The following is a 25,216-nucleotide window of genomic DNA, read 5'->3' on the forward strand; positions in this document are numbered from 1 at the left end:
AGAAGAAACTCAGTTTTTATCTAAAATAGTTTTTTAGTTGTTTACCAATTTCATTGAACCTTCATTGTATCTTTCTCCTACATTAGGATATTTTTTCAGGATGGCATCAATGGTATCCAGATCCGACCGGGAAAGCTCTATATTGACCGCAGCAATATTTTCTTCCAGGTATTTGATTCGCTTTGTACCCGGAATCGGAATGATATCATCTCCCTGGTTCAGCACCCAAGCTAGGGCAAGCTGGGTTCCCTTCACTCCTTTGGAAGCTGCAAATTCGTTGATTTCGTTAGCCAGCTTTGTGTTATTTTCAAGATATTCCTGCTGATAACGCGGTAATGATTTTCTGAAATCGTCATCACCCAGATTTTGTGCATCATAGATATTGGTGAAGAGCCCTCTTGCCAGCGGTGAATAAGGAACCAGAGAAATTCCCAGTTCTCTGATGGCCGGTAAAATTTCTTTTTCAACATCTTTGGTTAAAATAGAATATTCAGATTGTAAAGCTGCAATCGGGTGAATTTTATTGGCTTTTCTGATAGATTCTGCTGAAGCTTCAGACAATCCGAGATATTTTACTTTTCCTGCTTTTACCAATTCTGCCATTGCTCCTACCGTTTCTTCTACAGGAACATTGGGATCTACCCTGTGGGCGTAATATAAGTCAATAGTATCGATTTTTAACCTTTGAAGGCTTAAATCTACGGCCTGTCTGATCCATTCCGGAGAACCATCAAAATAAGTTCCCGGAGCTCCGCTGTGGCTTGCTTTACCATCTTTAAACCTGAATCCGAATTTGGTAGCAATAAAAATTTTATCTCTGTTCGGAACCAAAACCTTAGAGATCAGTTTTTCGTTTTCTCCATTGGCATACATATCTGCTGTATCCCAAAAGTTAACGCCCAAATCCAACGCTCTGTGTAAGGTATTGATGCTTTCCTGCTCATCGGTAGGACCATAAGCAAAACTCATCCCCATGCATCCTAAACCGATTGCTGATAACTGTTCTTCTGTGTTTCCTAATTTTTTAAATTTCATGATAGGTATGATTTAATTTTACAAGACAAAATTAGAATATGGAAAGATCAACTGTTATATAGAATTCAAACCAAGAATTATAAAATTCAAACAAGGTTCATCCGTAGAGCATTTGGGGTAATTCCCGTCTGCTTTTTAAAATAGTTGGTAAAATAAGCAGGTTCTTCAAAGCCCAGGCCGTAAGCAATTTCAGAGATATTCCAGTCTGTATGGGTAAGCAAAGCATGTGCTTCCTGAATAATCTTTGCCGTGATCTGCTGGCTGGTTGTTTTCCCTGTAATCTCTTTTACAGAACGGTTTAATGAATTCACATGTATTGAAAGGCTCTGTGCATAATCATTGGGAGTCTTTAATTTTAAACAGGCCGCGGGACTGTCAATCGGAAATTGTCTTTCCAGCAATTCCATAAACAAAGAAGCTACTCTTTGCGAGGCATTCTGATAAGGCTCAAAACTTTCTGCCGGCTGCATTCTGATGGTTTCATGGATCATCAGATGAAGATACGCTCTCAGCATATCGTATTTATGAATATAATCCGACTGAATTTCAGTCATCATTTTTGAATACATATCCGAAAGTACTTTCTGCTGTTCTTCATCAACAAAGAAAACCGGAGTTCCTCCAATCTTAAAAAGCGGAGAATCCTGAAGATTACCCATACGGCTCCCATTATGCAGAAACTGATCTGTAAACAGACAGAACCAGCCTTTCTGATTGGCATCATCAGCCTCCCATGAATAAGGAATATTAGGATTTGAAAACAATAATGCAGGGCGATCCACTTTAATCCATTTATCGGCATAATGAAGTTTTCCCTTTCCTATGATCAGTGAAATTTTGTAATAATATCTCCTGCTATAAGGAGTTAGTAATGAGCAGTGTTCCCGGGAAAATACATTGAAGTGCCCCATTTTACTGATTCCGATGCATGGTGATTCCAGACTGGGAGCATTTCTTTCGTAAAAGTCCTTAAGTGATTCGTGTGTTTCCATATATCAAAATTATAAAATTCAAACAAATTAATAATAAAAATATTCCTGCCGAATATAAAAATGGCTGACAAAGATGCCAGCCATGTAAGTGAGTATAGTTGATAATTGTTAATCCCAATCGTCGTCATGTCCATGACCACGATGTTTGTTCTGTTTCTTATAGTACTTCTCCTGATTTTTATAGTATTTTTCCTGTTCTTTACGGAACTTTTTGTAATCATTTTTGTTTCTTCCGTAAACTATGACAGGATTTTGCCCTCTGTAATATTTCTTTTAAAGATAATATACTTTTCTCTACCCAGGATTCTTTCCAGTTCAGAATAACGGTCATTTCTCCATCTTCCCGGCTCTACTACATAAACCCTGTTCCATGAATCATAATCACGATACCTGTCATTCAATACATAGATCTGATTCGCCTGTGTGGTTGAAAGTACAAGATCAGTGATCACCCTTTGCCAGTTGATATCTGAAATACTCCTTCTGTAATCGTTATAATAATCGGACTGGGCATAACTTAGACTAAATGTCCCAACCAATAATGCTGTTAATATTAATTTTTTCATTTCACTCCACTTTAAGATTAAACATGAAGAGACAGTCAATTAAAGTGCCAATTGTTAACTGCAAATGCTAATATTTGTTAAGAAAAACCATAAACATCTGATTATATTCAAAATACATTCTATATTTTTTGATAAATTTTAACCGTTTTAATTTTATTATCGAGAAAAAATTAATTTTACTAAACAACACTTACTTAGTGATATTTAATCACTTATTAAGTGATCGTAACTTTTAAAGAAAGTTGTTTAAGTTTCGGCTAAAGCCAACGGATGATATTTTTTAGTAGGTGGGCTAAAGCCAACCCCTATTGAATTGTAATAACAACATCTTTTATCTTTTATCTTTTCCCATTTACGTTATAAAATTCGTTAAGATTATTGAAAAGTATTATTTGATATCATTTAATTTTGTAATTTTAATGAAGAGAATGTTTTTTTGAAAATATTCTTCAATTATTTAATCAACCAAATCTTAATAATTATGGAAAATATAAAGTTTCAGGTATCTCCATATCAGGATGAATTGCAGCTGTTTATTGATGATAAAAAAGCAGGTTATATGTCCATAGAGGTTGACGGAAGACTGCTTATCGTATATTATACGAAGCTTGATGAAGAACGTGAGGGAAAAGGATACGCCAAACTATTGCTGGATGAGCTGGTACGTTATGCAGAAGAAAAGATTTGCTTGTAGACCCGGAATGTGATTTTGTAAGACAACAGTTTGAGAACCACCCCGCAAGATATAAAGAAATCTGGCATGCCTGATCAGCTTTCCCACCAGGTGGTAAATTGCTGTTCTGACTGATTCAGATCTACTACCTCACCGATCATCGGAGTGAGGATATTCAGTTTTTTCTTTTCCGAGAGCCGTTATCTTTTGTAAAGGTTCATTCCATGGATGAAGTGCCAGTGCAAATTTTGCAGCATGAACAGGAATAATACGTTCTGCTTTGAGATCAATAGCAGCCTGGATAACATCTTCCGGTAACGTATGGATGTACTTCAGGCTTCCCCATATTGTCCGTTCTCAAGAATTGCATAGTCAAACGGACCATATTGCTCTCCGATTGTTTTAAAATGGCTATCATAACCACTGTCTCCTCCTAAGAAAATTTTCTTTGTTGGCGTAATCAGGACATAAGAACTCCAAAGGGTATCATTCTTCCTTACCCTTCTGCCGGAAAAATGTCTGGCAGGGGTAAAAATAATTTTCAGGTCATTTTTCAAATCAACTTCTGCTCCCCACTCTTCTTCAATAAGCCTGTCTTCAGTATACCCCCACCTTTCCAGATGTGCTCCCACTCCCAGAGGTAAAATTACCATTCCTGTTCTGTCTCTTATAGACTGTACAGTGGGATAATCCAAATGATCAAAATGATCATGGGTTATGACAAGATAATCAATATCGGGAATATCTTCCGGCCTGAAAATATCCGATCCTTTAAATGCTTTATTAAAATATTTAAAAGGTGAACCATACAGACTCAAAACAGGATCAATTAAAAAAGAAACCCCATCTGTCTGCAAATAATAAGATGAGTGCCCCAGCCATATCAGTACATCCTGATTTTTATCTCTATTTTTCAAATCCGTATGAAAAGATGGGATAGCCTTCAGAGGCTTCAACAGCGGATCTTTCTTACCTAAAAAGAAATCATACGCCACCTTCGACATTTTATATCCTTCTGTGATAGAAGGAGTATGGCTGATATTCCGGAACTGCTTGTTTTTATAGAGCTTCGACTGTCTTATCCGCTTCAGCCTCTTTCCTTTTGGCACCCCGCCAAATGCCTTCATATTGATCACAATAAAAAAAGTAACTGTCAGAACAGCCACACTCGTAATAACCCAGTAAATCATCCGTATAAAATAAATATCAAATGTATCGACTTTTAGTTTTAAATGAAAATATATTCCATTTTACTACATTTTTTAACTAAATTTATCATGTATTTTGGAAAATTTATTACTCATTTAAATCATGATTAATTTTAAACTTTCTATTTTAGCACGTTAAAAAAACTCAGATACATTGAAAAATTATTCGGTAATATTTCTTCTCGCTATATTTTCGTCCTGTGCCTCTATAAAAAAACACAACGAACAGCGTGCTGCATGTATTCCACCGGAACAACTTAAGGAGGATGTGGATTTTGCCTATTCAAAATTACAGCAAATGCATCCTCAATTATACTGGTATATCCCCAAGAAGGAATTGGAACATAAATTTGACAGTCTCAAGCAGACAATTACTGAACCTCTTACTCCTCTTCAGTTTTATTTTAAGCTTCAGCCTGTTATTGCCGGCATCCGGGAAGGACATCTTTCACTGAGAATTCCCAGACAGAAATTTACCAAAAACGAAATTAAAAGACTGGAACATCAGAAAGGGATGTTCAGCCGTTTTGAATATTATATTTCAGGAGATAGAATGTATATTATTGAAAACAAAGATTCTATTGAGCATATACAACCCGGAACCGAAATTTTATCCATCAATCATGTTCCTGTATCCGATTATATAAAAAAATACAGAAGCCTCATCAGCAGTGACGGCGATAATACCACTTTCTATCCCTATTTTTTAAAGGATCTTTTCTTTAATTTTTACACTGCAGAAAATGGTTTTGGCAGCAAAGCCACCCTTGAAACCCTCTACCGGGGGAAAAAGCGTATACCATAACCCGGGAAACAAAATCCGACTCTGATCTTGAAAAGGACAAGGAAATGCAGAAAAAGACCCGGGAAAAGAAACTGAATGATTATGTAGCTTCCAGTGATTCTTATAACAGAAGCTTCAAATTTCTCGATAAAGACAGTACTATTGCTTATATAAAAGTGAAAAGCTTTTCCAGGGACTTTTCGGATAGGTTCTATAAGGAAACTTTTGCCAGGATCAGTAATGCCAGGTCTTCTTATCTCATTATCGATGTCCGGAACAACTATGGAGGCTCTCTTTATGAAATCAACAACCTGTATTCCTATCTGGCAGATGCACCGTTCACTCTTATCAAACCTTCGCAGGTGACCGCAAGAAATACTCCTCTGCGTACCAATTACTTCAGGAAAAGTAATCCGTTGGAATATGCACTGAAAAGTATTGCCTACCCAAGTTATTTTTTCGCACAGGCTTTCAGTACGTATAAAAAAGACGGAAAGGTTTTCTATAAAATGAAAGCTGACAAACCTACAAAACCTAAAAAAGAGGCCTTTCATGGAAAAGTTTTTGTACTGATCAACGGTGGAAGCTTTTCAGCCTCTTCTATTATTACGGCCAAGCTTAAGAATGATAAAAGAGCAACGCTGGTGGGAGAAGAGACCGGTGGTGCCAATGACGGGACTGTTGCAGGTTTTTATTCGTATCAGAAGCTACCCAATTCTGAAATAAGATTTCCTATCGGATTGCTTCTGGTACAGCCTAATATCAATTTTTCAGATTCGCGGAAAGGGGTTATTCCTGATGTAAAAGTTATTGAAAGCATGCAGGATATTATTGATAAAAAAGATCCTCAGCTGGATTGGATAAAAAACGAAATTGCCAAGGAAAAGAAAAATAAAAAGCAATAATGATAAAAAGGTTTCGGCGGGCTGAAAGCCCGCAAAATTTTTATCTCTTCAATTCTCCTGAAGACTTTTATGATTTCAGCTGAAACATCAATCTTGTTTAAAATCAGGAAAGTCATCTTTTTGAAGATAATGGTTCAGGGCAGTGATAAGCTGGGAAGCAGTAACATCTCCATACTGCCGGAAAGCAAGGTCTACCACATCCTGAATATTCTCATCAGAGCACATATAGTTTAATTTATTATGGTATACAAAATCAGGTAAGATTTCATTATCATTTTCACCAATATCGAGAGGATCTCCGATGAAAATTTTCATTTCAGGCTCAAATTCTTCTTTCGAAGAATACACTGCATAATTGTATTCGGGGTCATAGGATTCTTTCCTGTCTTTCTTATACTTCACAAGTTCCAGAAATTCTTCTATAGAATACATCTGATTTTTAATCTCATCCATCTGATATTTTTTAACAGCTCAACTTGTTAAAGATAGAAAATTTACAGAAGACAGACCATTTCTAATTAAGTTTATTTAAAGCCCTCTGTAATGACCCGATATCGAGGAAATCCAGTTTTGCCCCCAGTATGATGATGATCAGAAGAACAAGTGTCAGGAATAAAATGATAAAAATATACATGGATATAAACCATATGACGGTATTCAGAATATTCCCTTTAATTCCCATTTTATTCATGAAAAAAATCTGTGAGCGTTCAAACCAGGACTTTTTCTTTTCCTGTTTGGGGCTTACTTCAATTCCGTTAAGCTCATCTACCAGCCGCACTACATCATCAATATACCTTCCATACATATAATAGATCCAGTATCTGATGATAAAAGCGATCAGCAATAATGTAATCAGAAGGCTGATTCCGAAGATCGCCAGATTATATTCCATGTCAAAATGGAAGTTGATTTTAACCAGGGACAAAAGAAACCCGAGAGGGATATAAGAAATATAATAGGAAATATAAATTTCTTTCGAGATAAGAAGCTGGGTTTTAAGATTGAACAGGTCATAATTGGTATTGATGCTGTTTTTCCTGAGCAGCTTATACAGTTTCAGGAACCGGGAATAAAAATAAACGATAATCGCAACGGTGAGGATGGTGACAAATGCTGATATGGTCCTGATGTTATAATCTGTAGAAGCAAAAGGGAAACCGGTTAAAAGCATTGGCAGTGTTACAATCATCAGCCAGAATTCAGTTTCCATATTCACTTTCAGCATCTGCAGCGGAGAATGGATTTCTCTTTTCTTTTCCAGAGAAATTTCAGGAGATTCCTGTCCTGTATCTTTATTCCAAAGTTCTTTAAAGTTTTCTAACTCCATAGTGTTATCGTTTAATAGGAGCCCGTATTCTGGCGGGTAATGATCTCTTTCAGTTTTTCTTTAGCCCTTTTCAGCTTTACCCTTGTATTCACTTCGGTAATTCCCAGCTGCACTGCAATTTCTTTTCCGGAAAAACCTTCTAAAAAGAAAAATATCAGCGCTTTATCAATGGGGCTCAACTGATGGATTGCATCATACATCCTCTTCATGTTTATATCATCTGTATCATTATAAGGCTCCTGCCGGGCACTTAGCCCATCTATATTCTGATTCTGTATAAAACTACGTTTTTTTTCACTTCGCAAAAAAACAATTGCTGTGTTAAGTGCAGTTCTGTACAGCCATGTGGAGAAATCACTCCTCTTTTGAAAATCACCGTATGATTTCCAGGCCTGGTAAATAATCTCCTGGTAGAGATCATTCTGATCGTCCTTATTATCCATATACATTTTAGAGATCTTGAAAACTACTCCTTTGTGCTTTTCAATTTTCTCTAAAAATTCTTTTTCCGGTGAACACATGATTTAAAAACTGATCATAGATGATATTTCTAAAAAACACCACCTTATTATAACACAAAACTTTAATTTCCGGTATTAAGTTAAAAAAATCCTCAACAAACAAATAAGTTTATTGAGGATTTTTATTTTATGTTAAATACAATATCGGTACGATCAGAAAATATAATCTGTACTTAAAAAGTTGGAATCATGCTCTCTTACAATAGTATTAAGTAACTCTTTGTTGGATTCCGTAAGTTTTGCTGCTACTAAAGACCTGATAGAGAATGAACGCAGGGCATCAAAAACTGAAAGCGTTCCTTCCGCACTGTCTTTTCTTCCGGTAAAAGGGAAAACATCCGGGCCTCTCTGTGCCTGACAGTTGATATTGACACGGCTTACAAGATTCACGAACGGATCGATCAGTCTCGCTACCTCCTGAGGATCTTCACTGAAAATACTTACCTGCATCCCGTGTGAAGCATTCACCTGATATTCTATAGGTTCTTCTATATCTTCAAACGGAACAACAGGAATTACGGGACCAAACTGCTCTTCATGATACAGTTTCATATCACTGTTTACAGGATATACTACCGCCGGGAAAACAAACGACTCATCCGTATAGCCGCCATCTTTATTCAGCACTGCGGCTCCTTTCTGCAGGGCATCATCAATGCATTCCTTCAAGTAAGGAGGTTTATTGACTTCCGGAAGTGGTGTTACTTTCACATCTTTCTCCCACGGAAGCCCCGGTTTCAAAGCAGAAACAGCAGCACTCAGCTTTTCAGTAAATTCCAGTGCCACTTCTTTCTGAACAAATATAAGCTTGAGCGCTGTGCAACGCTGTCCGTTGAAGGAAAGAGAACCTAGAATACATTCGCTTACCGCTACATCCAGGTTTGCATTCTTGGTAACAATGGCTGCATTTTTCGCATCCAGACTTAAAATGGCTCTTAAACGGTTTACCTTAGGATGCAGTTTTTTCAGCCCGTTCGCTACTTTACTAGACCCGATGAAAGCAAGGACATTCACTTTTCCGCTTTCCATGATCGGGGTAATGATTTCTGAGCCTTTTCCATATAAAGTATTCACTGTTCCCTTTGGAAATGCTTCTTTGAAGGCTTCTAATAATGGATAGTGAGCCAATACACCATGTTTGGGAAGCTTGAAAAGAATGGTATTTCCCATGATCAGGGCAGGAATCAATGTGGTAAAAATTTCATTCAGAGGATAATTGAACGGCCCCATACTTAAAACGACTCCAAGCGGTGCTCTTCTGATCTGCGCAATGGTTCCCTCCGCCTGCTGAAAACGGGAAGATTCCCTGTCAAGATCTTTCAGTGCATCAATGGTTTGATTGATATAATCTACGGTACGGTCAAATTCTTTTGTAGAATCGGCCAGCGTTTTCCCGATTTCCCACATCAGTAACTTAATGATCAGATCTCTCTGCTGGATCATCAGGTACACGAATTTCTGCATACATTTTATACGCCCTTCCACAGACATAGTCGGCCATTCACCAAGACCGTTATCATAGGCTTTTACACAGGCTTCAAGGACTTCCATGGCTTCATTTGGTCCAATATTCGGAATGCTTCCCAGCAGTTTCCTTTCCAATCCGTTTTCTGTAGGAATGCATACAGGTGAATAGATTTCGGTGACATCACCGTTCCACTCTACCAGTTCGCCATTCAAAAGATAAGTCCTTTGGTGAATCACCGGAACTTTATATTCTTCAGGGATTTCGTTTTCACTCTTAAAAATGTGATGAAATGATGCTGTATTTTCTGAACTCATAAATCTTTCTATTTTTTTATGTGATAAGCTTCTCCTTCTTCCGGAGATTTATAATATAAAGGTAGAGGTAAATTGTTTTGAAAAAAATATTCTGACAATAGATTTGATCTATTTGAATTAAAATTAATCTCAGGTCCTGAAAAAAGAATAATTTAGCATAAAAAATTAAATTTCATGTTTTCAAAATTAGTTTTCAGTACACTCTTATTCTGTTCTGCAGTGGGCTTTGCTCAAAAATCCAAAGCCATCAATACAGTTTTAATGGGAGGAAAGGAAGTCCATACCTATGCCAAATTACCGGCTCTCAATAAGCCAGCTCCTAAATTTACCCTAACAGATGTCAATATGAATGATCAGACCCTGGATTCCTACAAAGGGAAATATGTTATTCTGAATATCTTTCCGAGTGTAGATACAGGAGTATGCTCTGCCTCCGTGCACCATTTCAATGAAGAGGCGGGAAATCTTCCCAATACCGTAGTACTTTGTATTTCCAAAGACCTGCCGTTTGCCCAGAAAAGGTTCTGTGGTGCGGAAGGAATCAAAAATGTGGTAATGCTTTCAGATTTCCGTTCCGACTTCGGGTGGAACTATGGTGTGGAGCTGGTAGATTCTCCAATGAAAGGGCTTCTGAGCAGGGCAGTTGTGGTAATAGACCCATCAGGAAAAATCATTTATGAAGAGCAGGTACCGGATATTTCCCAGGAACCGAATTATGAAGCGGCTATTGCAGCAGTGAAATAATAATTTTTATTTTATAATAAAGACAGTCTCGGGCGATCTTCGATCGCCCGAGACTGTTATTTTAATTATATTTAAATATACACAATATATAGCATTCAGAGCAAAGGCCGAAGGTTGGGAAGATAGTTCAGAAGTGCAAATTATATGCGCACCATTTGTCATTCAGAGCGGAACGAAGTGGAGCATGGAACCTACATTTAAAGTAAAAGCCTGGATTCCTCCGGAATGACAAAAGAGGTGAAGAGCTCTACGTTGATTGTGCAAATTATGTGCGCACCATTTGTCATTCAGAGTGGAACGAAGTGGAGCATGGAACCTACATTTTAAAGTAACAGCCTGGATTCCTCCGGAATGACAATAAAGAGGCAAAGCTATCTGTCCAGAAAACGGGCTAGAGCCCGTTCTATTGATGTTGAGATTCTATCAGCATCACTCCATCTTTCAAAACCATATACTCCTGTCCTACTTCCTCTGAAATGTTTTTCAAATCCTGATCATCAAATACCTGAGGAATATAAAATTTCTCATGCGTAAACAAACCATAGTGTATAGGGACCAGTTTTTTTGCATGGAGCAAATGCGCTGCTGCAAAGGCTTCTTTCAGATTAAGCGATGCAGGAACCGGGCTATACTCCAAACCGATAACTTCAAAATTGACAACAACACCGTTTACGGGTAAAAAGGCATAATCTATATTTGGATTTTCTTTTCCGAGCTTCCAGAACTGGTTATGCCAGATGGTATCTCCGCCATGAAAGATCTTGGTTTCTCCATCATCCACAATCCATGAAGACTGTATTTCTCCCACGCCATCCATCGCAAATACGGGTTTGAAGGTGATATTGTTTTCTGTGAAGGTTTCATCAAGATCAAGAACAATCATCTCTACGCCAACCAATATTTTTCTTACTACATCTTCAAGTCCTTTATATACAATCAGTTTTCCGTCATTCTTTAAACATTTCCGGATGACTCCTTTATCAAAATGATCGAGATGCATATGGGTAAACAGGATATAATCTGCCTGTACATGGTCTGAAAACTCTATAAGATTCTCTACTGCATCCCCTAAAACGGGTTTATAGTATGAGTAATCTTCTACAGCGTCTATTAAGATGGTTTTGTGATCTGATGTCAGTTGGATACCTGCCCAGTTTAATTTTTGTATTTCCATATTCTTTTTTCCAGCAAAGGAAAAGACTTCCGGAAGGCCAGTCAATAAACAAAAGATAATTAATGAGGGCGTTTTGAGGATGGGAGCTGAAGGATGGAAGATGGAAGTTATTGAGGTGATAGAATAACTATACCTCTCCTTTATTTGAAATGATGGATCAATTTAATCATTAAACCTAAAAAAATCTGAAGACTGAGAGTAACCTCCAGCTTCCAGCTTACAAAATTCTTTTTCTTATTCTGCTTAAAGAGATAGGCGTAATCCCGATATAAGAGGCCAGATATTTTAAAGGAATATTCTGAATGTAATGGGGCTTGTTTTTCAGCAGGTATTCATAGAGGTCCTGCGGAGTATTTTTCAGTAAAAGCATTTCCCTCTTCATGGCCGCATTCAGTTTTCTGCTGAGATAATAATTCTTTACAAAACGGCAGTGTGGATTTAAAGCAAACATATCTTTCACCTCAGCCAGGGTTATTTCCCATGCCAGACCGCTGCTGATGGATTCGTAAACCGCATCCGAAGTTTTTCTTCAACGGTAAAAATATCTCCCGGAAAGTAAAACTCTGCACAGATTTCGGTATCCATATCCGATGTGCTGCTGATGTAATATTTCCGGACATGCCCATCTTCCAGCAGATAAGCTTTGCGGTCCGGAAATATCTTTTTTTGAAAATTCAACCTCAGCAAATTTTTCCCATACAGGATCGTTATCCTCTACGTTCAGATGTGAAAACAGTTTTTTGTTGATCGTTGCCAATGCTGAATTTATATATTACAGTAAGTCTTCGTCTACAAGGTTTGGCAGGGTTACCTTCAGGTTCGGTTCTGCTTCCATAGCTCTTTTGATAGCGAAAATAGCACCTTCGTTTCTTGCCCAGCTTCTTCTTGAGATTCCGTTGTTTACGTCCCAGAAAAGCATAGACTTCAGTCTTCTGTCGGCATCATCGCTTCCGTCAAGAAGCATTCCGAAACCACCGTTGATCACTTCTCCCCAGCCTACTCCGCCACCATTGTGAATGGAAACCCAGGTAGCCCCGCGGAAACTGTCACCAATCACATTGTGAATGGCCATATCTGCAGTAAACCTTGAGCCGTCATAGATATTGGAGGTCTCCCTGTAAGGAGAATCTGTTCCTGAGACATCATGGTGGTCTCTACCTAATACCACAGGTCCTATCTCTCCGTTTTTAATAGCTTTGTTGAAGGCTTCCGCAATCTTCATTCTTCCTTCTGCATCTGCATACAGGATTCTTGCCTGGGAACCTACCACCAGTTTATTTTCCTGTGCTCCTTTGATCCACTGGATGTTGTCTTTCATCTGCTGCTGGATTTCCTCAGGAGAGTTCTTAATCATTTCTTCCAATACGGCACACGCAATGTCATCCGTCTTTTTCAGATCTTCAGGGTTTCCGCTTGTACATACCCAACGGAACGGCCCGAAGCCATAATCAAAACACATGGGTCCCATAATATCCTGAACATAGCTCGGATATCTGAATTCTCTTCCTAATGTCGGATTTTCTGCCATTACATCAGCCCCTGCTCTGGAAGCTTCAAGTAAGAAGGCATTACCGTAATCGAAGAAATAAGTTCCTTTTGCTGTATGTTTATTGATAGCTGCCGCATGTCTTCTTAACGTTTCCTGAACTTTTTCTTTGAATAATTTAGGGTTTTCAGCCATCATTATATTTGATTCTTCAAAACTTTGTCCTACCGGATAGTAACCACCCGCCCAAGGATTGTGAAGCGAAGTCTGGTCTGAACCAATATCGATTCTCAAATCTTCCTGATCGAATTTCTCCCATACATCAACCACATTTCCAAGATAAGCCAGAGAAACCGTTTCTTTGTTAGCCTGTGCTTCTCTTACTCTTTTTACCAGTGCATCAAGATCTTCATGAATCTCATTCACCCATTTCTGATCATGACGGATTTTGGTAATTTTCGGGTTCACTTCGGCACATACCGTCACACAGCCGGCAATATTGCCTGCTTTTGGCTGGGCACCACTCATTCCCCCTAATCCTGAGGTTACGAAAAGACCTCCTTTCGGTTCTTTTTTGATTTTTCTGAAAGCATTTAAAGCCGTAATCGTTGTACCGTGAACAATTCCCTGTGGGCCAATATACATATAACTTCCTGCTGTCATTTGTCCGTATTGGGTAACGCCTAATGCATTGAACTTCTCCCAATCATCAGGTTTTGAATAGTTCGGGATCATCATTCCGTTTGTAACCACCACTCTCGGTGCATCTTTATGAGAAGGAAATAATCCCATCGGATGGCCGGAATACATCACCAATGTCTGCTCATCGCTCATTTCAGACAGATATTTCATTGTCAGCAGATACTGCGCCCAGTTTGAAAATACGGCTCCGTTTCCTCCATAGGTAATCAATTCGTGAGGATGCTGCGCTACCGCGTAATCCAGGTTATTCTGAATCATCAGCATAATCGCTTTTGCCTGTTCAGATTTTCCGGGATAATCTGTGATCGGTCTTGCTTTCATTTCATAATCCGGACGGAAACGGTACATATAGATTCTTCCATAATCTTCCAGTTCCTGCTTGAATTCAGGGATGAGTTCTGCGTGAAATTTAGGGTCGAAATAACGTAAAGCATTCTTCAATGCCAGTTTTTCTCTTCTTCCCCTAAAATTTCTTTACGCTTCGGAGCATGGTTGATATTGGTTTCGTATGGTTTCGGTTGTGGCAGCTGATCAGGAATCCCCTGCTGTATCTGTTCTTGAAATGTCATATTACTATTTAAAGGTCTATGTTTTTAAACAATGTTTGAAGTTTTAAAGATATTCAAATTAGGAAATATAGGCAAGGGGTAAAGAATGGTTTAAGTTGTAAACCAGTCACCATTTGATATTAAATACTATATTTGATAAATACATCTCATTCCCCTCCATTGGAAGGGTGGATTCCAAAGTTGATAACTTTGGAAGACGGGGTGGTAAAAAATAAACACAATCATGAAAGAAATCCTTACCGTTATCAATGGAATTCCGATCCGTAGGAATTTCGTTGAAAATCTTCCCTATAATCCCTATTTAAAAGCATTATTAAAAGAAAAACGTAAAGCCCATATTTTAGGTGAAGTGATATTCTGGAAGAAAGTCCGTGCAAAAACTTTTCACAAAATTGATTTTGACCGACAAAGAATAATAGGAAATTATATTGTTGATTTTTATGTAAAAACACTGGGGCTAATCATTGAGATTGATGGGTCCAGCTATGATGAGAAACAGGTTTATGACGGCATAAGGGAGGAGTATCTGGAATCTTTAGGCCTGTTTGTTTTCAGAATAAGTGATTTTGATGTGAGGAATAATCTAAGTGCTGTAATGAAAGAACTGGAGAATTTTATTGTATTGCACTTTGGAACCACCCCGTCTTCAAAAATTCTTTAATTTTTGAATCCACCCCTCAAAGGAGGGAATTGCCATTACCCTATTAGCCGTTATCCAACATAAAAAAACCTTACTAAATTCAGCAAGGTTGGTTTATTATCGTAAAAATTTAAGTTAAAACATCATCATTTTCCTCTTCATGGTCATCCTCATTATCGCTGAGACTCCAATAGTTATTTTCTTCATCTTCCTCCCCTATTTCTTCCATCTCATCATCATCTTCCGCACCGGGAATATCCAGTCCCTTATCAATTTTATCTTCATCAAAATCCTCATCTAAAACAGGATTTCCGTCTCCGTCAAGCGGAATATGTTTTTCTTTTTTGAATATATCTTCGTTGGGATTATAATCCATCTGTTCCAGCTTTCTGTTTTGTTCATTAATATTGTTTTCTGGTGCCATAATATTACGATTTAAAGGTTTCTGTAATCAGAACAAAAATAATTCCAAGTTAGGCTGAATGATTAGAATAAACTTCAGGGTTGGCACAATTTGGCATTTTTTTGTTTTCTGCAAAAGCAATGATATTTCCTGCAGCCAGTCTGGCCATTCCGTTTCGGGCCTCAACGGTAGCCGAACCGATGTGCGGAAGAATGCAAACGCTGGAAAGCTGCAGAATGGGATCATCCGCAGCCACAGGTTCAGGATTGGTAACATCCAGACCTGCACCCCAGATTTTCTGATCAACCAATGCCTGGTATAAATCTTTTTGATTGTGAAAGCCCCCTCTGGCGGTATTGATGAAAATAGCATTTGGTTTCATCTGTTTAAAAACAGACTCATTAAACAACTCTTTATGTTCCGGAGTAAAGTTGGCATGAACACTCAATACATCTGAGTTTCTGATCAGGTCTTCAAAAGAAACATAAGTGGCTCCCAGCTCCTGCTCTGCTTCTTCATTATGATGACGGTTATGATAAATGATATTCATGCCGAAGGCTTTCTTTGATTTTTCTGCCATTTCATATCCGATACGTCCCAGTCCAAAAATCCCCAGCGTTTTTCCATACAATTCCTGTCCCAAAGCGTGTAAAGGATCAAATGCACCCCAGCTTCCCTCTTTTACTTTCCCGAAATTGTAGCTTGCTCTTCTTGCTGCTGCCTGCATGAGTAAGAAAGCAACATCCGAAGTCGCCCGGCTCAGTACATCCGGGGTATTCCCTACCGGAATATTTCTGAGGGTGGCTTCTTTAATATCTACATGGTCAAAACCTACAGAATATAATGCAATGGCTTTAACGTCCGGGCAGGCTTCAAAGAAATTTTTGTCATATTTAAATTCTGTTCCAATACTTAAAACAGTATCGGTATTTTTACAGTAATTCAGCCATTCTTCATAAGACAGATTTTCTTTTTCCGGGAAAATTATTTCAAGACCAGCTTCTTCCAGCATTTTAATTCCTGCTTCCGGAATTCTTTTATTGATAAAGACTTTCATTGTGATGGTTTAATGGTTTTCAATAAAAAACCTCACTCGCAAAAAGTAAGGTTTCTGAACTTTAATATTAAAAATTATTTCTTTTCATCTGAATGGTTTTTATTCTTCTCCCAGGCTTCCGAAGCAATTTCCTGAATCTCAGCCCAAACTTCTTTTGCAGATTTCTGAGCCTGCGCCATAAATCCCTGCTTGGTAGCTTCCTGATTCCTCTTTTTCATGTCGCTGATGTAATCTTTTACCTGCTGTGAATAGCTTTCTACACTATATCCCGGATTATTGTGCAGGTTTTTCTGAAGATTACTAAAATCATGTGACGCTTTGAATCTGTTCGTATCCATAATAGTAAGATTTTAGTGATTGGGTTCTGATGTGAATCCAATTTTCATTCCGAAATCAGTTAAAATATTTTAATTTTAGTTTAAACCTTTTAAATTTCATTCATAAAAAAACGGACCCAATAGTCCGTTCTTATTGTTATATTGTTTTTACAATGGCATTGGTGTCTGAGACCAGTAGGTCTGCCGATTCCGTATCTGTGATACAATTATTGGTTGGTACTTCCAAGCATAGGAACAAATTTATAGGCACCGAATTCTTCTTTTTCAAATTCTGTGGGACCTACCTTGGTAAATCTGTATAAAACCTGTTCATCCGTAGGCCCTAACGGAATCACCATTATTCCTCCGACATTCAGTTGTTTTAATAATTCTGTCGGTAAAGTAGAAGCTCCACAGGTAACGATAATCTTATCAAAAGGAGCAAAGGTAGGAAGCCCGGCAAAGCCATCCCCAAAACTCTGGAATTTCGGGAACAGATGTAGTTCCCTGAGTTTCTTTTTAGAAAAATCAAAAAGATCTTTCTGCCTTTCTACTGTGTAAACATGGGCTTTCATTGCCATTAAAACAGCGGTCTGGTAACCGCATCCGGTACCAATCTCCAACACTTTTTCACCAGGTTTTACCTTCAGCAGCTCAGACTGCTCCGCTACCGTGGAAGGATGGGATATAGTCTGGTGTGCCAGAATGGGAAATGCCCTGTCCTCATAGGCAAAATCTTCAAAAATACTTTCGATAAAAAGGTGTCTCGGAACTTCACTCATAGCCGAAAGTACATTTTCGTCTGAAATTCCAATTCTGTTGCGAAGGTAATCTACTAAAATCTTTCTTTTTCCTTTATGTACAAACGAATCCTGCATTTGACAAAAATAAGAAATTAGAAGTTAGAATTCCGAAATCGTCAGAAAGAATTATCCACAAAAACACAGCAGTCATTTGTTAACTGCTTTTCTTTTTATTTTTTAATTCCATTTTATCGGATAAGGCCCGGAAAAATCACTGAAGGTGTTATCTGCACATCTTTTTCTCACAAAAAAGTTATAATTCACTGTTTTACTTAATCCTATATAAACAGCTTTTTGACCTGAAATCACCTGTTCTCCGCTTGCCGGTGGCACAGGACTGGTTGTCAAAACAGTTTCATATATGGAAACGCCATCACTTTCCCAGGTTACTGTAGCATCAAAAACAGAAGAATTAACAGAAAAGGTTGTTTTTGAATAGGTTGCATACGCAGGTTTTATACAGGTGGTTGTATTAGCCGCCAATACGGTAACAGGTCCTGCCCAGTTGCTCCGGCCATTGTCTGCTCCGCAGTTTTTTCTTACATAAAGATCATATTTATTATTTTTATATAGAGGGAGATGGCAGGAATTCTTACTGGTTACAACGGTTGTTCCCTTTCCTAAAATGAAACCCTGCTCTCCATACTGTACTTCATAATATCCTTCGCCCTGACTGATCATGTTCCAGGAAAGCAGGTTATTTGCTTTTTCAAATATCAGGTTTGCAGGAGTTCCACATTTAGCCTGCGGGTCATATGGACTATCTCCTATACATCCGGCAGTGCATAATCCAAAGATGAGTACAATCGAAATTATTCTTTTCATAGTTATTTTTCAGGCCTTGAATTTACTGCAATTTCTTTAATGAACAGATGTGTTTAATCTTAAAAATCTCCAAGTAAAAAGTCATGTATTAATAAATGTACATTCACTATCTTTACAAAAATTTAATACAGCTATGTTAAAAGCAGGTTTGGTAGGTGCCGGACACTTGGGAAAAATACATTTAAAACTTCTTAATCAGTCAGATAGATATGCGTTTGTAGGTTTCCATGATAAAGATGTTGAAAACGGAAAGAAATTAGAAGCCGAATTCGGGTATAAATATTTTGAAAATTTTGATGATTTACTGCAGCAGATCGATATGCTGGATATTGTCACCCCGACGATTTATCATTATGATTATGCATTAAAAGCCATTGAAAAAGGACTTCACTTCTTTATTGAAAAACCGGTAACCCAGACTCTTGAGCAGGCAGAAGAAATTTTACGTTTATGCCAGGAAAAAGGAATCAAGGCACAGGTAGGACATGTTGAGAGATACAATCCCGCTTTTATAGCGACTAAGGAATACATCAGCAATCCGATGTTCATTGAAATCCACAGGCTGGCAGAATTCAATCCACGCGGTACGGATGTTTCTGTTGTACTGGACCTGATGATCCACGATCTGGATATTCTGTTGAGTATGGCAAAATCCAAGGTTAAAAACATCCACGCAAGTGGTGTCTGTGTAGTAAGCAAGACTCCGGATATTGCCAATGCAAGAATAGAATTTGAAAACGGATGCGTAGCTAATCTTACGACTTCAAGAATTTCTATGAAAGCCATGAGAAAAAGCAGATTTTTCCAGAAAGATGCTTATATTTCTGTTGATTTCCTTGAAAAAAGGCAGAAGTGATCAGAATGAAAGATGCTCCTGAAAATCCTACTCCATTTGATATGATCATTGAAAATGCAGATGGGGAAAAGAATCAGATCTTATTCGAATATCCGAATATTCAGCCTAACAATGCAATTTTGGATGAATTAAACTCTTTTGCAGATGCCATCACAGGGGATAAAAATGTTGAGGTTTCTCTGGAGGACGGAACTGAAGCGTTAAAAGTGGCTTTAGAGATCATGAAACTGATCAGTTAAAAATATATTACTTTTCTAAGCAATAATTAAATGCTATCTTATAATCCTGAGTAATCAGTTATAAGATAGCATTTTTAATTTTTGATGTTATTTATTGCAAACTTACACGCAAAGGCTTTATTTTCAGTAACGCATTATTTTAAGGAAACAAAGGAAGAATCGATTTTCAATCGATTTGATGAAGCTGCGGGTTTATTAATTAATGTATAATTTGTCTTTTAAGAAACTTATATAAAAGAAAAACGGTTTATTAATAATTACAGATTTACCAATAAAAAATCTTTTCAAAATAAAAAAACAATATATTTGGAGAATAATTCAATACAATATTGAAAGATTTTATTTTACATATATGGATATCTGATACAATAAATGAACTGAATACAGATTCATTGTGTGCTGGCATCATTCATGATAATTTCTAATATTTCCCTATTATTTTAAACCATTGAAACCACTATGAAAAGAGCTATTCTACTATCCGCGTTTTTATTGTCTCAATTTGGGACATCACAATTATTGAAGACTTCCGGACAAAAAATTGTTAATGATAAAGGTGAAAATGTTCAGCTGAGAGGTCTTGGCCTTGGCGGCTGGATGCTTCAGGAAGGTTATATGCTGAAAACTGCTGATTTTGCGGGTCCGCAGTATAAGATTAAGGAAAAAATTGCGGAGTTAATTGGTGAAGACGGCATGAATGCGTTTTACAAAGCTTACCTGAAAAACGGTATTACCAAACAGGATATTGATCTGCTGGCCAAATCCGGATTTAATTCGATAAGGCTTCCGATGCATTACAACCTTTATACCCTTCCGATTGAAAAGGAGCCGGTAAAAGGGAAAGATACCTGGCTGGAAGAAGGTTTTAAAATGACAGATGAATTATTAAAATGGTGTGCAGACAATAAAATATATCTGATCCTGGATCTTCATGCTGCGCCGGGGGGTCAGGGAAATGATGTCAACATTTCGGATAATGATAAGTCTAAACCATCTCTTTGGGAAAGTGAAGAAAATCAAAGAAAAACAATAGCGTTATGGAAAAAACTGGCAGAAAGATATAAGGATCATCCCTGGATCGGAGGATATGACCTGATTAACGAGCCTAATATTAATTTTACAGGCAAAAATCCAAATGGTACAGATGAAATGTCGAATGCCCCGCTTTGGAAACTGCAGAAAGATATCACTGCTGCAATCAGAGCAGTTGATAAAAAACATATGATCTTCATTGAAGGCAACGGATGGGGAAATAATTACAACGGGCTTCCTGCGCTTTGGGATAACAATATGGCTTTCAGTTTCCACAAATACTGGAATTATAATGATGATCAAACGTTAAAATTTGCACTAGATCTCAGGGAAAAACATAATATTCCGATCTGGCTGGGTGAGACCGGTGAGAATTCCAACGTCTGGTTTACCGAACTGATACAGCTTCTGGATAAGCATAATATCGGATATGCTTTCTGGCCTATGAAAAAGATTGATAATATTGCCGGAATTGCGAATGTAAAAATCACCCCTGAATATGAAAAGCTATTGGATTACTGGAAAAACGGCGGAGAAAAGCCAACAAAAGAATATGCCCAGAAAGCATTAATGCAGATTGCCGATCATTACAAACTGAGCAATACGGAAGTTAAAAAAGATGTTATTGACGCAATGTTCAGGCAGACAACAGATGCTTCAACAATGCCATTTAAAGATCATCAGGCTCCGGGAAGAATATTTGCTTCAGAATATGACTTTGGAAGAATGGGCTCAGCTTATCTGGATAAGGATTTCATTAATCTTTGGGTAAGTGATCCGGCCAAAAGATCAGAATGGAATTTTGGACAGCAAATGAGAAATGATGGTGTAGACCTCTATAAGTGTAATGATAAGATTACGAATCAATATTATGTAGGGAAAACAGAATCCGGAGAATGGCTGCAGTATACGGTGCAGTCAAAAGGGGATAAAAATTATACATTTGATATCAGATATTCGGGAGCAAAAGATTCTAATGTAAGAATTGAGACCGCTTCCGGAAAAGTCCTGGCCAATGTATCACTACCATCCAGCGGGGGAAATGAAAACTGGAAAACAGTTTCTGTAAAAAACGTTCCGCTTCAGAAGGGAGAAAACAAAATCAGAATTTTCTTTGAAAGTGATGGTGCCAATCTGAATTATTTTGAATTAAAATAGTAATAATTGTCTTAAATTGCAGCTCTCTTCTCATCTTCTGAAGAGAGCTTTTTAATTTCCGTATTATGAAAAAAACAGCACTTCTTTTTCTTCTGATTTCAGCATTTTCATGGGCTCAGACCTCTTTATTGGAACAAAAAATTAATTCGGTCATTAAGAACAAAAAAGCTACGGTTGGTATTTCTGTTCTTGGTTTTGAAAATGGCTTTAAGTACGATAAAAACGGAGATAAAAAACTCCCGATGCAAAGTGTGTTTAAATTTCACATTGCAGCAGCAGTTCTGAATGCTGCAGATCAGGGAAAACTTTCTCTGGATCAGAAAATTATGCTGGACAAATCGAATTTACTGGAAAATACATGGTCGCCGCTTCGTGATAAATATCCGGCCGGAAATGTTGAAATTCCGTTAAGCGAAGTGATTGAATATACGGTTGCCAAAAGTGACAATAATGGCTGTGATATTCTTCTGAAGCTGTTGGGAGGAACCCAGGTTGTTCAAAAATTCATGGATTCTAAAGGAGTAAAAGGTTTTCAGATCAAATACAATGAAGAGGATATGCATAAAGACTGGAATGTTCAGTATGAAAATTACAGCACAACAAAATCCGCTGCTGATGTCCTGAAAAAGTTTTATGACGGAAAGTTATTATCCAAAAAATCTACAGAGTATCTGATGAAAGTAATGCTTTCTACTTCAACCGGATTAAATAAAATAGTTGAACAACTTCCCAAAAACACACCTGTCGCAAGAAAAACGGGAGCTTCAGGGAAAAATAAAGCAGGCTTAACAGGCGCAGAAAATGAAATCGGAATCGTTACTTTACCCAACGGGAAACATTATGCATTAGCTGTATTTGTCAGTAATTCAATGGAAACGGATGTCGTAAACTGCAGGATGATTTCTGATATTTCGAAGGAGGTTTGGGAATATTTTAATAAATAAAATTTTAAGCTTATTTTTAAAGCGATTTAACATGAAAAAAATAATAGTAACAACTGCTCTGTTTGCATTCACTTTCTTTTACTCACAGAAGAATCAGAATTATTTAGAAGTCAGCTATGGAAGTGTCTGCTGCGGTCCTTCGTCTGATAAGCCTGTCATCAGTTTTCTGAAAGAATTTAAGAGAAAATACCAGATCAAAAGTCTGGAAATCCTGATACAAAAAGGAATGGGCAGGGAAGGTGAATACACATTGTATGTTGGTACAGACTTTCTGACAAAAAATCAGAGAAGCAGGCTTGTAAGAGGACTTACGGCTACAGTTTCGAATCAGAACAACAACAAAGAACAAAGCAGCAAAGGAAATGTTAGTTTTGATCCGTCAGTTACGGTTTCACAATCGGATCTTGCACAAGCAAAAAATTTAACTATCTATAAAAAATAAAGGAAAAATGATTAAAAACATTGTAGTTATCGGAGCGGGAACCATGGGAAATGGTATTGCACATACTTTCGCGCAAAGCGGTTTTAAAGTAAATCTTGTAGATGTATCTCAGGAAGCTCTGGACAGAGGTTTAAAAACCATTACTACGAATCTTGACAGAATCATTGCAAAAGGAAATCTTACAGAAGAGCAAAAAGCAGAAACATTAGGGAACATTACTACCTTTACAGCACTGAATGATGCTGTAGGCACTGCAGACCTTATCGTAGAAGCTGCCACTGAAAATCTTGATCTTAAACTGAAGATCTTCGGTCAGATGGATGAACTGGCTCCTGCCAATTGTATTCTTGCCACCAATACTTCTTCTATTTCTATTACAAAAATTGCGGCAGCTACCAAAAGAGCTGATAAGGTAATCGGTATGCACTTTATGAACCCGGTTCCTATCATGAAGCTGGTAGAGATCATCAAAGGATATTCCACTTCCAAGGAGACTTTCGATGCAATCTATGAAATGAGTAAGACTTTAGGGAAAGTTCCTGTAGAGGTGAATGATTACCCTGGTTTTGTAGCGAACAGAATTTTAATGCCTATGATCAATGAGTCTATCGAAACACTTTATAACGGTGTGGCTGGCGTAGAAGAAATTGATACCGTAATGAAACTGGGAATGGCTCATCCGATGGGTCCTCTTCAGCTTGCAGATTTTATTGGTCTTGATGTATGTCTTGCTATCCTGAATGTTATGTATGACGGATTCAAAAATCCAAAGTATGCACCCAATCCGTTATTGGTAAATATGGTAACAGCAGGGAAACTTGGTGTAAAATCAGGAGAAGGTTTCTACGATTATTCTGAAAGCAAAAAAGCTGAAAAAGTTTCAAAAATGTTTTTGAAGTAATTTTAAGTCAATAATTTTATTTATCTTTGAGAAAGTTAAAACATTAAAAAAATGAAATTACCAAAGTTTTTATTAGCAGATAATTCGGAATTTCCAGAGGATCTATTCGTAGTTCACACAGAATATCCAAGATTTATCTTAAACGTTGAGGAAGAAGAAGTTGAGTGGTTAGATGATCTTGAAGGTGATGATGAAGAAACTATGGCAGACGAAGCGACTAAAGTAGTAGAAGCAGCGTTCAAATGGTGCGACGAAGAGTTGGCTAAGTACGACGAAGAAGAGGAAGATTAATAACACTCCAAACATAAAAAAGGAACTCAATATTGAGTTCCTTTTGTTTTTTATTCTGATTTGGTAAATTTCAGTAACAGAAGATTGTCTTTATACAATTCTAAAGTATTCCCGGAAATTACATATTTGTTTGCTTTTCCCATCATATCCATAAAGTTCTGCTCTACCCCGATGTTATTGCACATCATTTTGGTGGATCCCATCTGCCCTGCTGTAAAACTACCTGTAGACGGATCTATGCTGGCAGTTCCGAAATAGTTGTTACACCCTGCATTTCCTGTGATTTTCTCTCCTTCAATATTCAATGTCGGAACTTTACCTTTTACCGTTTCAGCCAGTGTCCATTTTGTATTGGCAAGAGCAGGCTGAGCTTTTCCTACTTTAGATGCAGAAGGGCTTGTCATTGATCCGCATGAAGCCAGTACTGCAGCTGTACATATACTTAAAAAAAGATTTTTCATTTTTTTCTTTTTGAATTAACCCAAATTTACGGAAATTATATTATTTAAACGGGCTGCCGTGAATTTTATTATTCTTTAACACTTGTTAGTTTGAATATTTTCCGGTTATTTTCAAAGGCTTAAATATGAAATTTCCAGTGCTCTGTCCTTCCAAAGAATCTCTATTACAATTAGCATATAAAGAGCGCTGAGACTCCTACGGAGTGACAAAGATTGAGGGTAGACTGACCAGACAAGATTGAGGATAAACTGACCAGAAAAGCATTCACAGAATACAGCTAATTCAACAGGAACGGGCTTTAGCCCGTTTACTTAAAATAGCCAACAATCCAATGGCTTTAGCCAAAACATATTAATCCGGGATATGTAAAAAAAG

Annotated in this window: 27 protein-coding genes and 2 pseudogenes; 11 read left to right on the forward strand and 18 right to left on the reverse strand. The window is 37.6% G+C overall.

Features of this window, described 5'->3' with window-relative positions; genetic code table 11:
* Nucleotides 1-33 precede the first annotated feature (33 nt).
* From OWR28_RS16305 to OWR28_RS16315, 3 genes are all read right to left on the reverse strand, one after another.
* A complete protein-coding gene (locus OWR28_RS16305; RefSeq protein ID WP_332387562.1) occupies nt 34-1,035 on the reverse strand; it encodes an aldo/keto reductase in 1,002 nt (333 codons plus the stop codon).
* Between the two features lie 86 nt (nt 1,036-1,121).
* Complete coding sequence (locus OWR28_RS16310; RefSeq protein WP_332387563.1) at nt 1,122-2,027, reverse strand: helix-turn-helix domain-containing protein; 906 nt, start codon at nt 2,025-2,027, stop codon at nt 1,122-1,124.
* 239 nt (nt 2,028-2,266) lie between these two features.
* Nucleotides 2,267-2,593: a hypothetical protein gene (locus OWR28_RS16315; protein WP_332387564.1), complete on the reverse strand. Its 327-nt coding sequence runs from the start codon at nt 2,591-2,593 to the stop codon at nt 2,267-2,269.
* Between the two features lie 481 nt (nt 2,594-3,074).
* On the opposite strand from OWR28_RS16315, the gene OWR28_RS16320 reads away from it, so the two are divergent.
* Nucleotides 3,075-3,287 carry an N-acetyltransferase gene (locus OWR28_RS16320; RefSeq protein ID WP_332387565.1) on the forward strand — a complete coding sequence of 71 codons (213 nt, stop codon included), beginning with the start codon at nt 3,075-3,077 and terminating at the stop codon, nt 3,285-3,287.
* Between the two features lie 311 nt (nt 3,288-3,598).
* Here OWR28_RS16320 and OWR28_RS16325 read toward each other — a convergent pair whose 3' ends face one another.
* A complete protein-coding gene (locus OWR28_RS16325) occupies nt 3,599-4,456 on the reverse strand; it encodes an MBL fold metallo-hydrolase (protein WP_332387566.1) in 858 nt (285 codons plus the stop codon).
* Between the two features lie 172 nt (nt 4,457-4,628).
* Between OWR28_RS16325 and OWR28_RS16330 the strand changes: the two genes are divergently transcribed.
* Nucleotides 4,629-5,279: a hypothetical protein gene (locus OWR28_RS16330; RefSeq protein WP_332387567.1), complete on the forward strand. Its 651-nt coding sequence runs from the start codon at nt 4,629-4,631 to the stop codon at nt 5,277-5,279.
* A gap of 44 nt (nt 5,280-5,323) precedes the next feature.
* On the forward strand, nt 5,324-6,163 hold the full coding sequence (locus tag OWR28_RS16335) for a S41 family peptidase (protein ID WP_332387568.1): 840 nt from the start codon (nt 5,324-5,326) through the stop codon (nt 6,161-6,163).
* Between the two features lie 87 nt (nt 6,164-6,250).
* On the opposite strand, the gene OWR28_RS16340 is transcribed toward OWR28_RS16335, so the two are convergent.
* From OWR28_RS16340 to OWR28_RS16355, 4 genes are all read right to left on the reverse strand, one after another.
* Entirely contained in the window at nt 6,251-6,616 is a 366-nt protein-coding gene (locus OWR28_RS16340; protein ID WP_332387569.1) for a DUF7716 domain-containing protein, read from the reverse strand.
* 61 nt (nt 6,617-6,677) lie between these two features.
* Entirely contained in the window at nt 6,678-7,493 is an 816-nt protein-coding gene (locus OWR28_RS16345) for a hypothetical protein (RefSeq protein WP_332387570.1), read from the reverse strand.
* Between the two features lie 11 nt (nt 7,494-7,504).
* Nucleotides 7,505-8,014: an RNA polymerase sigma factor gene (locus OWR28_RS16350; protein WP_332387571.1), complete on the reverse strand. Its 510-nt coding sequence runs from the start codon at nt 8,012-8,014 to the stop codon at nt 7,505-7,507.
* Between the two features lie 153 nt (nt 8,015-8,167).
* Entirely contained in the window at nt 8,168-9,796 is a 1,629-nt protein-coding gene (locus tag OWR28_RS16355; protein WP_332387572.1) for an NADP-dependent glyceraldehyde-3-phosphate dehydrogenase, read from the reverse strand.
* Between the two features lie 174 nt (nt 9,797-9,970).
* On the opposite strand from OWR28_RS16355, the gene tpx reads away from it, so the two are divergent.
* Nucleotides 9,971-10,540: a thiol peroxidase gene (tpx, locus tag OWR28_RS16360; RefSeq protein ID WP_332387573.1), complete on the forward strand. Its 570-nt coding sequence runs from the start codon at nt 9,971-9,973 to the stop codon at nt 10,538-10,540.
* A 403-nt stretch (nt 10,541-10,943) separates the two neighbouring features.
* Here the strand turns inward: tpx and OWR28_RS16365 are convergent, their stop codons facing one another.
* From OWR28_RS16365 to hutU, 4 genes and pseudogenes are all read right to left on the reverse strand, one after another.
* A complete protein-coding gene (locus tag OWR28_RS16365; RefSeq protein WP_332387574.1) occupies nt 10,944-11,714 on the reverse strand; it encodes an MBL fold metallo-hydrolase in 771 nt (256 codons plus the stop codon).
* 217 nt (nt 11,715-11,931) lie between these two features.
* Nucleotides 11,932-12,165, reverse strand: coding sequence for a hypothetical protein (locus OWR28_RS16370; RefSeq protein WP_494168477.1), 234 nt, complete (start codon nt 12,163-12,165; stop codon nt 11,932-11,934).
* 20 nt (nt 12,166-12,185) lie between these two features.
* On the reverse strand, nt 12,186-12,392 hold the full coding sequence (locus OWR28_RS16375) for a hypothetical protein (protein WP_332387575.1): 207 nt from the start codon (nt 12,390-12,392) through the stop codon (nt 12,186-12,188).
* 94 nt (nt 12,393-12,486) lie between these two features.
* Nucleotides 12,487-14,471 (reverse strand): annotated as a pseudogene (gene hutU / locus OWR28_RS16380) (urocanate hydratase).
* 223 nt (nt 14,472-14,694) lie between these two features.
* Here hutU and OWR28_RS16385 point away from each other — a divergent pair.
* Nucleotides 14,695-15,132, forward strand: a complete 438-nt coding sequence (locus OWR28_RS16385; RefSeq protein ID WP_332387576.1) for an endonuclease domain-containing protein — start codon at nt 14,695-14,697, stop codon at nt 15,130-15,132.
* Between the two features lie 109 nt (nt 15,133-15,241).
* Here the strand turns inward: OWR28_RS16385 and OWR28_RS16390 are convergent, their stop codons facing one another.
* From OWR28_RS16390 to OWR28_RS16410, 5 genes are all read right to left on the reverse strand, one after another.
* Complete coding sequence (locus OWR28_RS16390) at nt 15,242-15,535, reverse strand: hypothetical protein (RefSeq protein ID WP_332387577.1); 294 nt, start codon at nt 15,533-15,535, stop codon at nt 15,242-15,244.
* Between the two features lie 49 nt (nt 15,536-15,584).
* The gene (locus tag OWR28_RS16395; protein ID WP_332387578.1) at nt 15,585-16,571 is read right to left on the reverse strand and encodes a D-glycerate dehydrogenase; all 987 of its coding nucleotides are present in this window, start codon (nt 16,569-16,571) and stop codon (nt 15,585-15,587) included.
* 74 nt (nt 16,572-16,645) lie between these two features.
* Nucleotides 16,646-16,909 (reverse strand): hypothetical protein, encoded by a 264-nt coding sequence (locus OWR28_RS16400; RefSeq protein WP_002977995.1) that lies wholly within the window; start codon nt 16,907-16,909, stop codon nt 16,646-16,648.
* Between the two features lie 206 nt (nt 16,910-17,115).
* On the reverse strand, nt 17,116-17,766 hold the full coding sequence (locus OWR28_RS16405) for a protein-L-isoaspartate(D-aspartate) O-methyltransferase (protein ID WP_002977994.1): 651 nt from the start codon (nt 17,764-17,766) through the stop codon (nt 17,116-17,118).
* A gap of 102 nt (nt 17,767-17,868) precedes the next feature.
* Nucleotides 17,869-18,516, reverse strand: a complete 648-nt coding sequence (locus OWR28_RS16410) for a hypothetical protein (RefSeq protein WP_332387579.1) — start codon at nt 18,514-18,516, stop codon at nt 17,869-17,871.
* Between the two features lie 133 nt (nt 18,517-18,649).
* Between OWR28_RS16410 and OWR28_RS16415 the strand changes: the two are divergent.
* The 6 genes and pseudogenes from OWR28_RS16415 (at nt 18,650) to OWR28_RS16440 (ending at nt 24,379) form a co-directional block, all read left to right on the forward strand.
* A pseudogene (locus OWR28_RS16415) lies at nt 18,650-19,611 on the forward strand (Gfo/Idh/MocA family protein).
* A gap of 459 nt (nt 19,612-20,070) precedes the next feature.
* Nucleotides 20,071-21,801 carry a cellulase family glycosylhydrolase gene (locus tag OWR28_RS16420; RefSeq protein ID WP_332387580.1) on the forward strand — a complete coding sequence of 577 codons (1,731 nt, stop codon included), beginning with the start codon at nt 20,071-20,073 and terminating at the stop codon, nt 21,799-21,801.
* A 65-nt stretch (nt 21,802-21,866) separates the two neighbouring features.
* A complete protein-coding gene (gene bla-A, locus OWR28_RS16425; protein ID WP_332387581.1) occupies nt 21,867-22,745 on the forward strand; it encodes a CGA/CIA family class A beta-lactamase in 879 nt (292 codons plus the stop codon).
* Between the two features lie 31 nt (nt 22,746-22,776).
* Nucleotides 22,777-23,187 carry a hypothetical protein gene (locus OWR28_RS16430; RefSeq protein ID WP_332387582.1) on the forward strand — a complete coding sequence of 137 codons (411 nt, stop codon included), beginning with the start codon at nt 22,777-22,779 and terminating at the stop codon, nt 23,185-23,187.
* Nucleotides 23,188-23,197: 10 nt separating this feature from the next.
* Nucleotides 23,198-24,088: a 3-hydroxybutyryl-CoA dehydrogenase gene (locus tag OWR28_RS16435; RefSeq protein ID WP_332388050.1), complete on the forward strand. Its 891-nt coding sequence runs from the start codon at nt 23,198-23,200 to the stop codon at nt 24,086-24,088.
* Nucleotides 24,089-24,139: 51 nt separating this feature from the next.
* On the forward strand, nt 24,140-24,379 hold the full coding sequence (locus OWR28_RS16440; protein ID WP_002977986.1) for a DUF8828 family protein: 240 nt from the start codon (nt 24,140-24,142) through the stop codon (nt 24,377-24,379).
* Nucleotides 24,380-24,429: 50 nt separating this feature from the next.
* Here OWR28_RS16440 and OWR28_RS16445 read toward each other — a convergent pair whose 3' ends face one another.
* Nucleotides 24,430-24,840 (reverse strand): META domain-containing protein, encoded by a 411-nt coding sequence (locus OWR28_RS16445; protein ID WP_002977985.1) that lies wholly within the window; start codon nt 24,838-24,840, stop codon nt 24,430-24,432.
* Between the last annotated feature and the right edge of the window lie 376 nt (nt 24,841-25,216).

It is taken from the genome of Chryseobacterium sp. 1B4, from assembly GCF_036631475.1.
Taxonomy (GTDB): Bacteria; Bacteroidota; Bacteroidia; order Flavobacteriales; family Weeksellaceae; genus Chryseobacterium.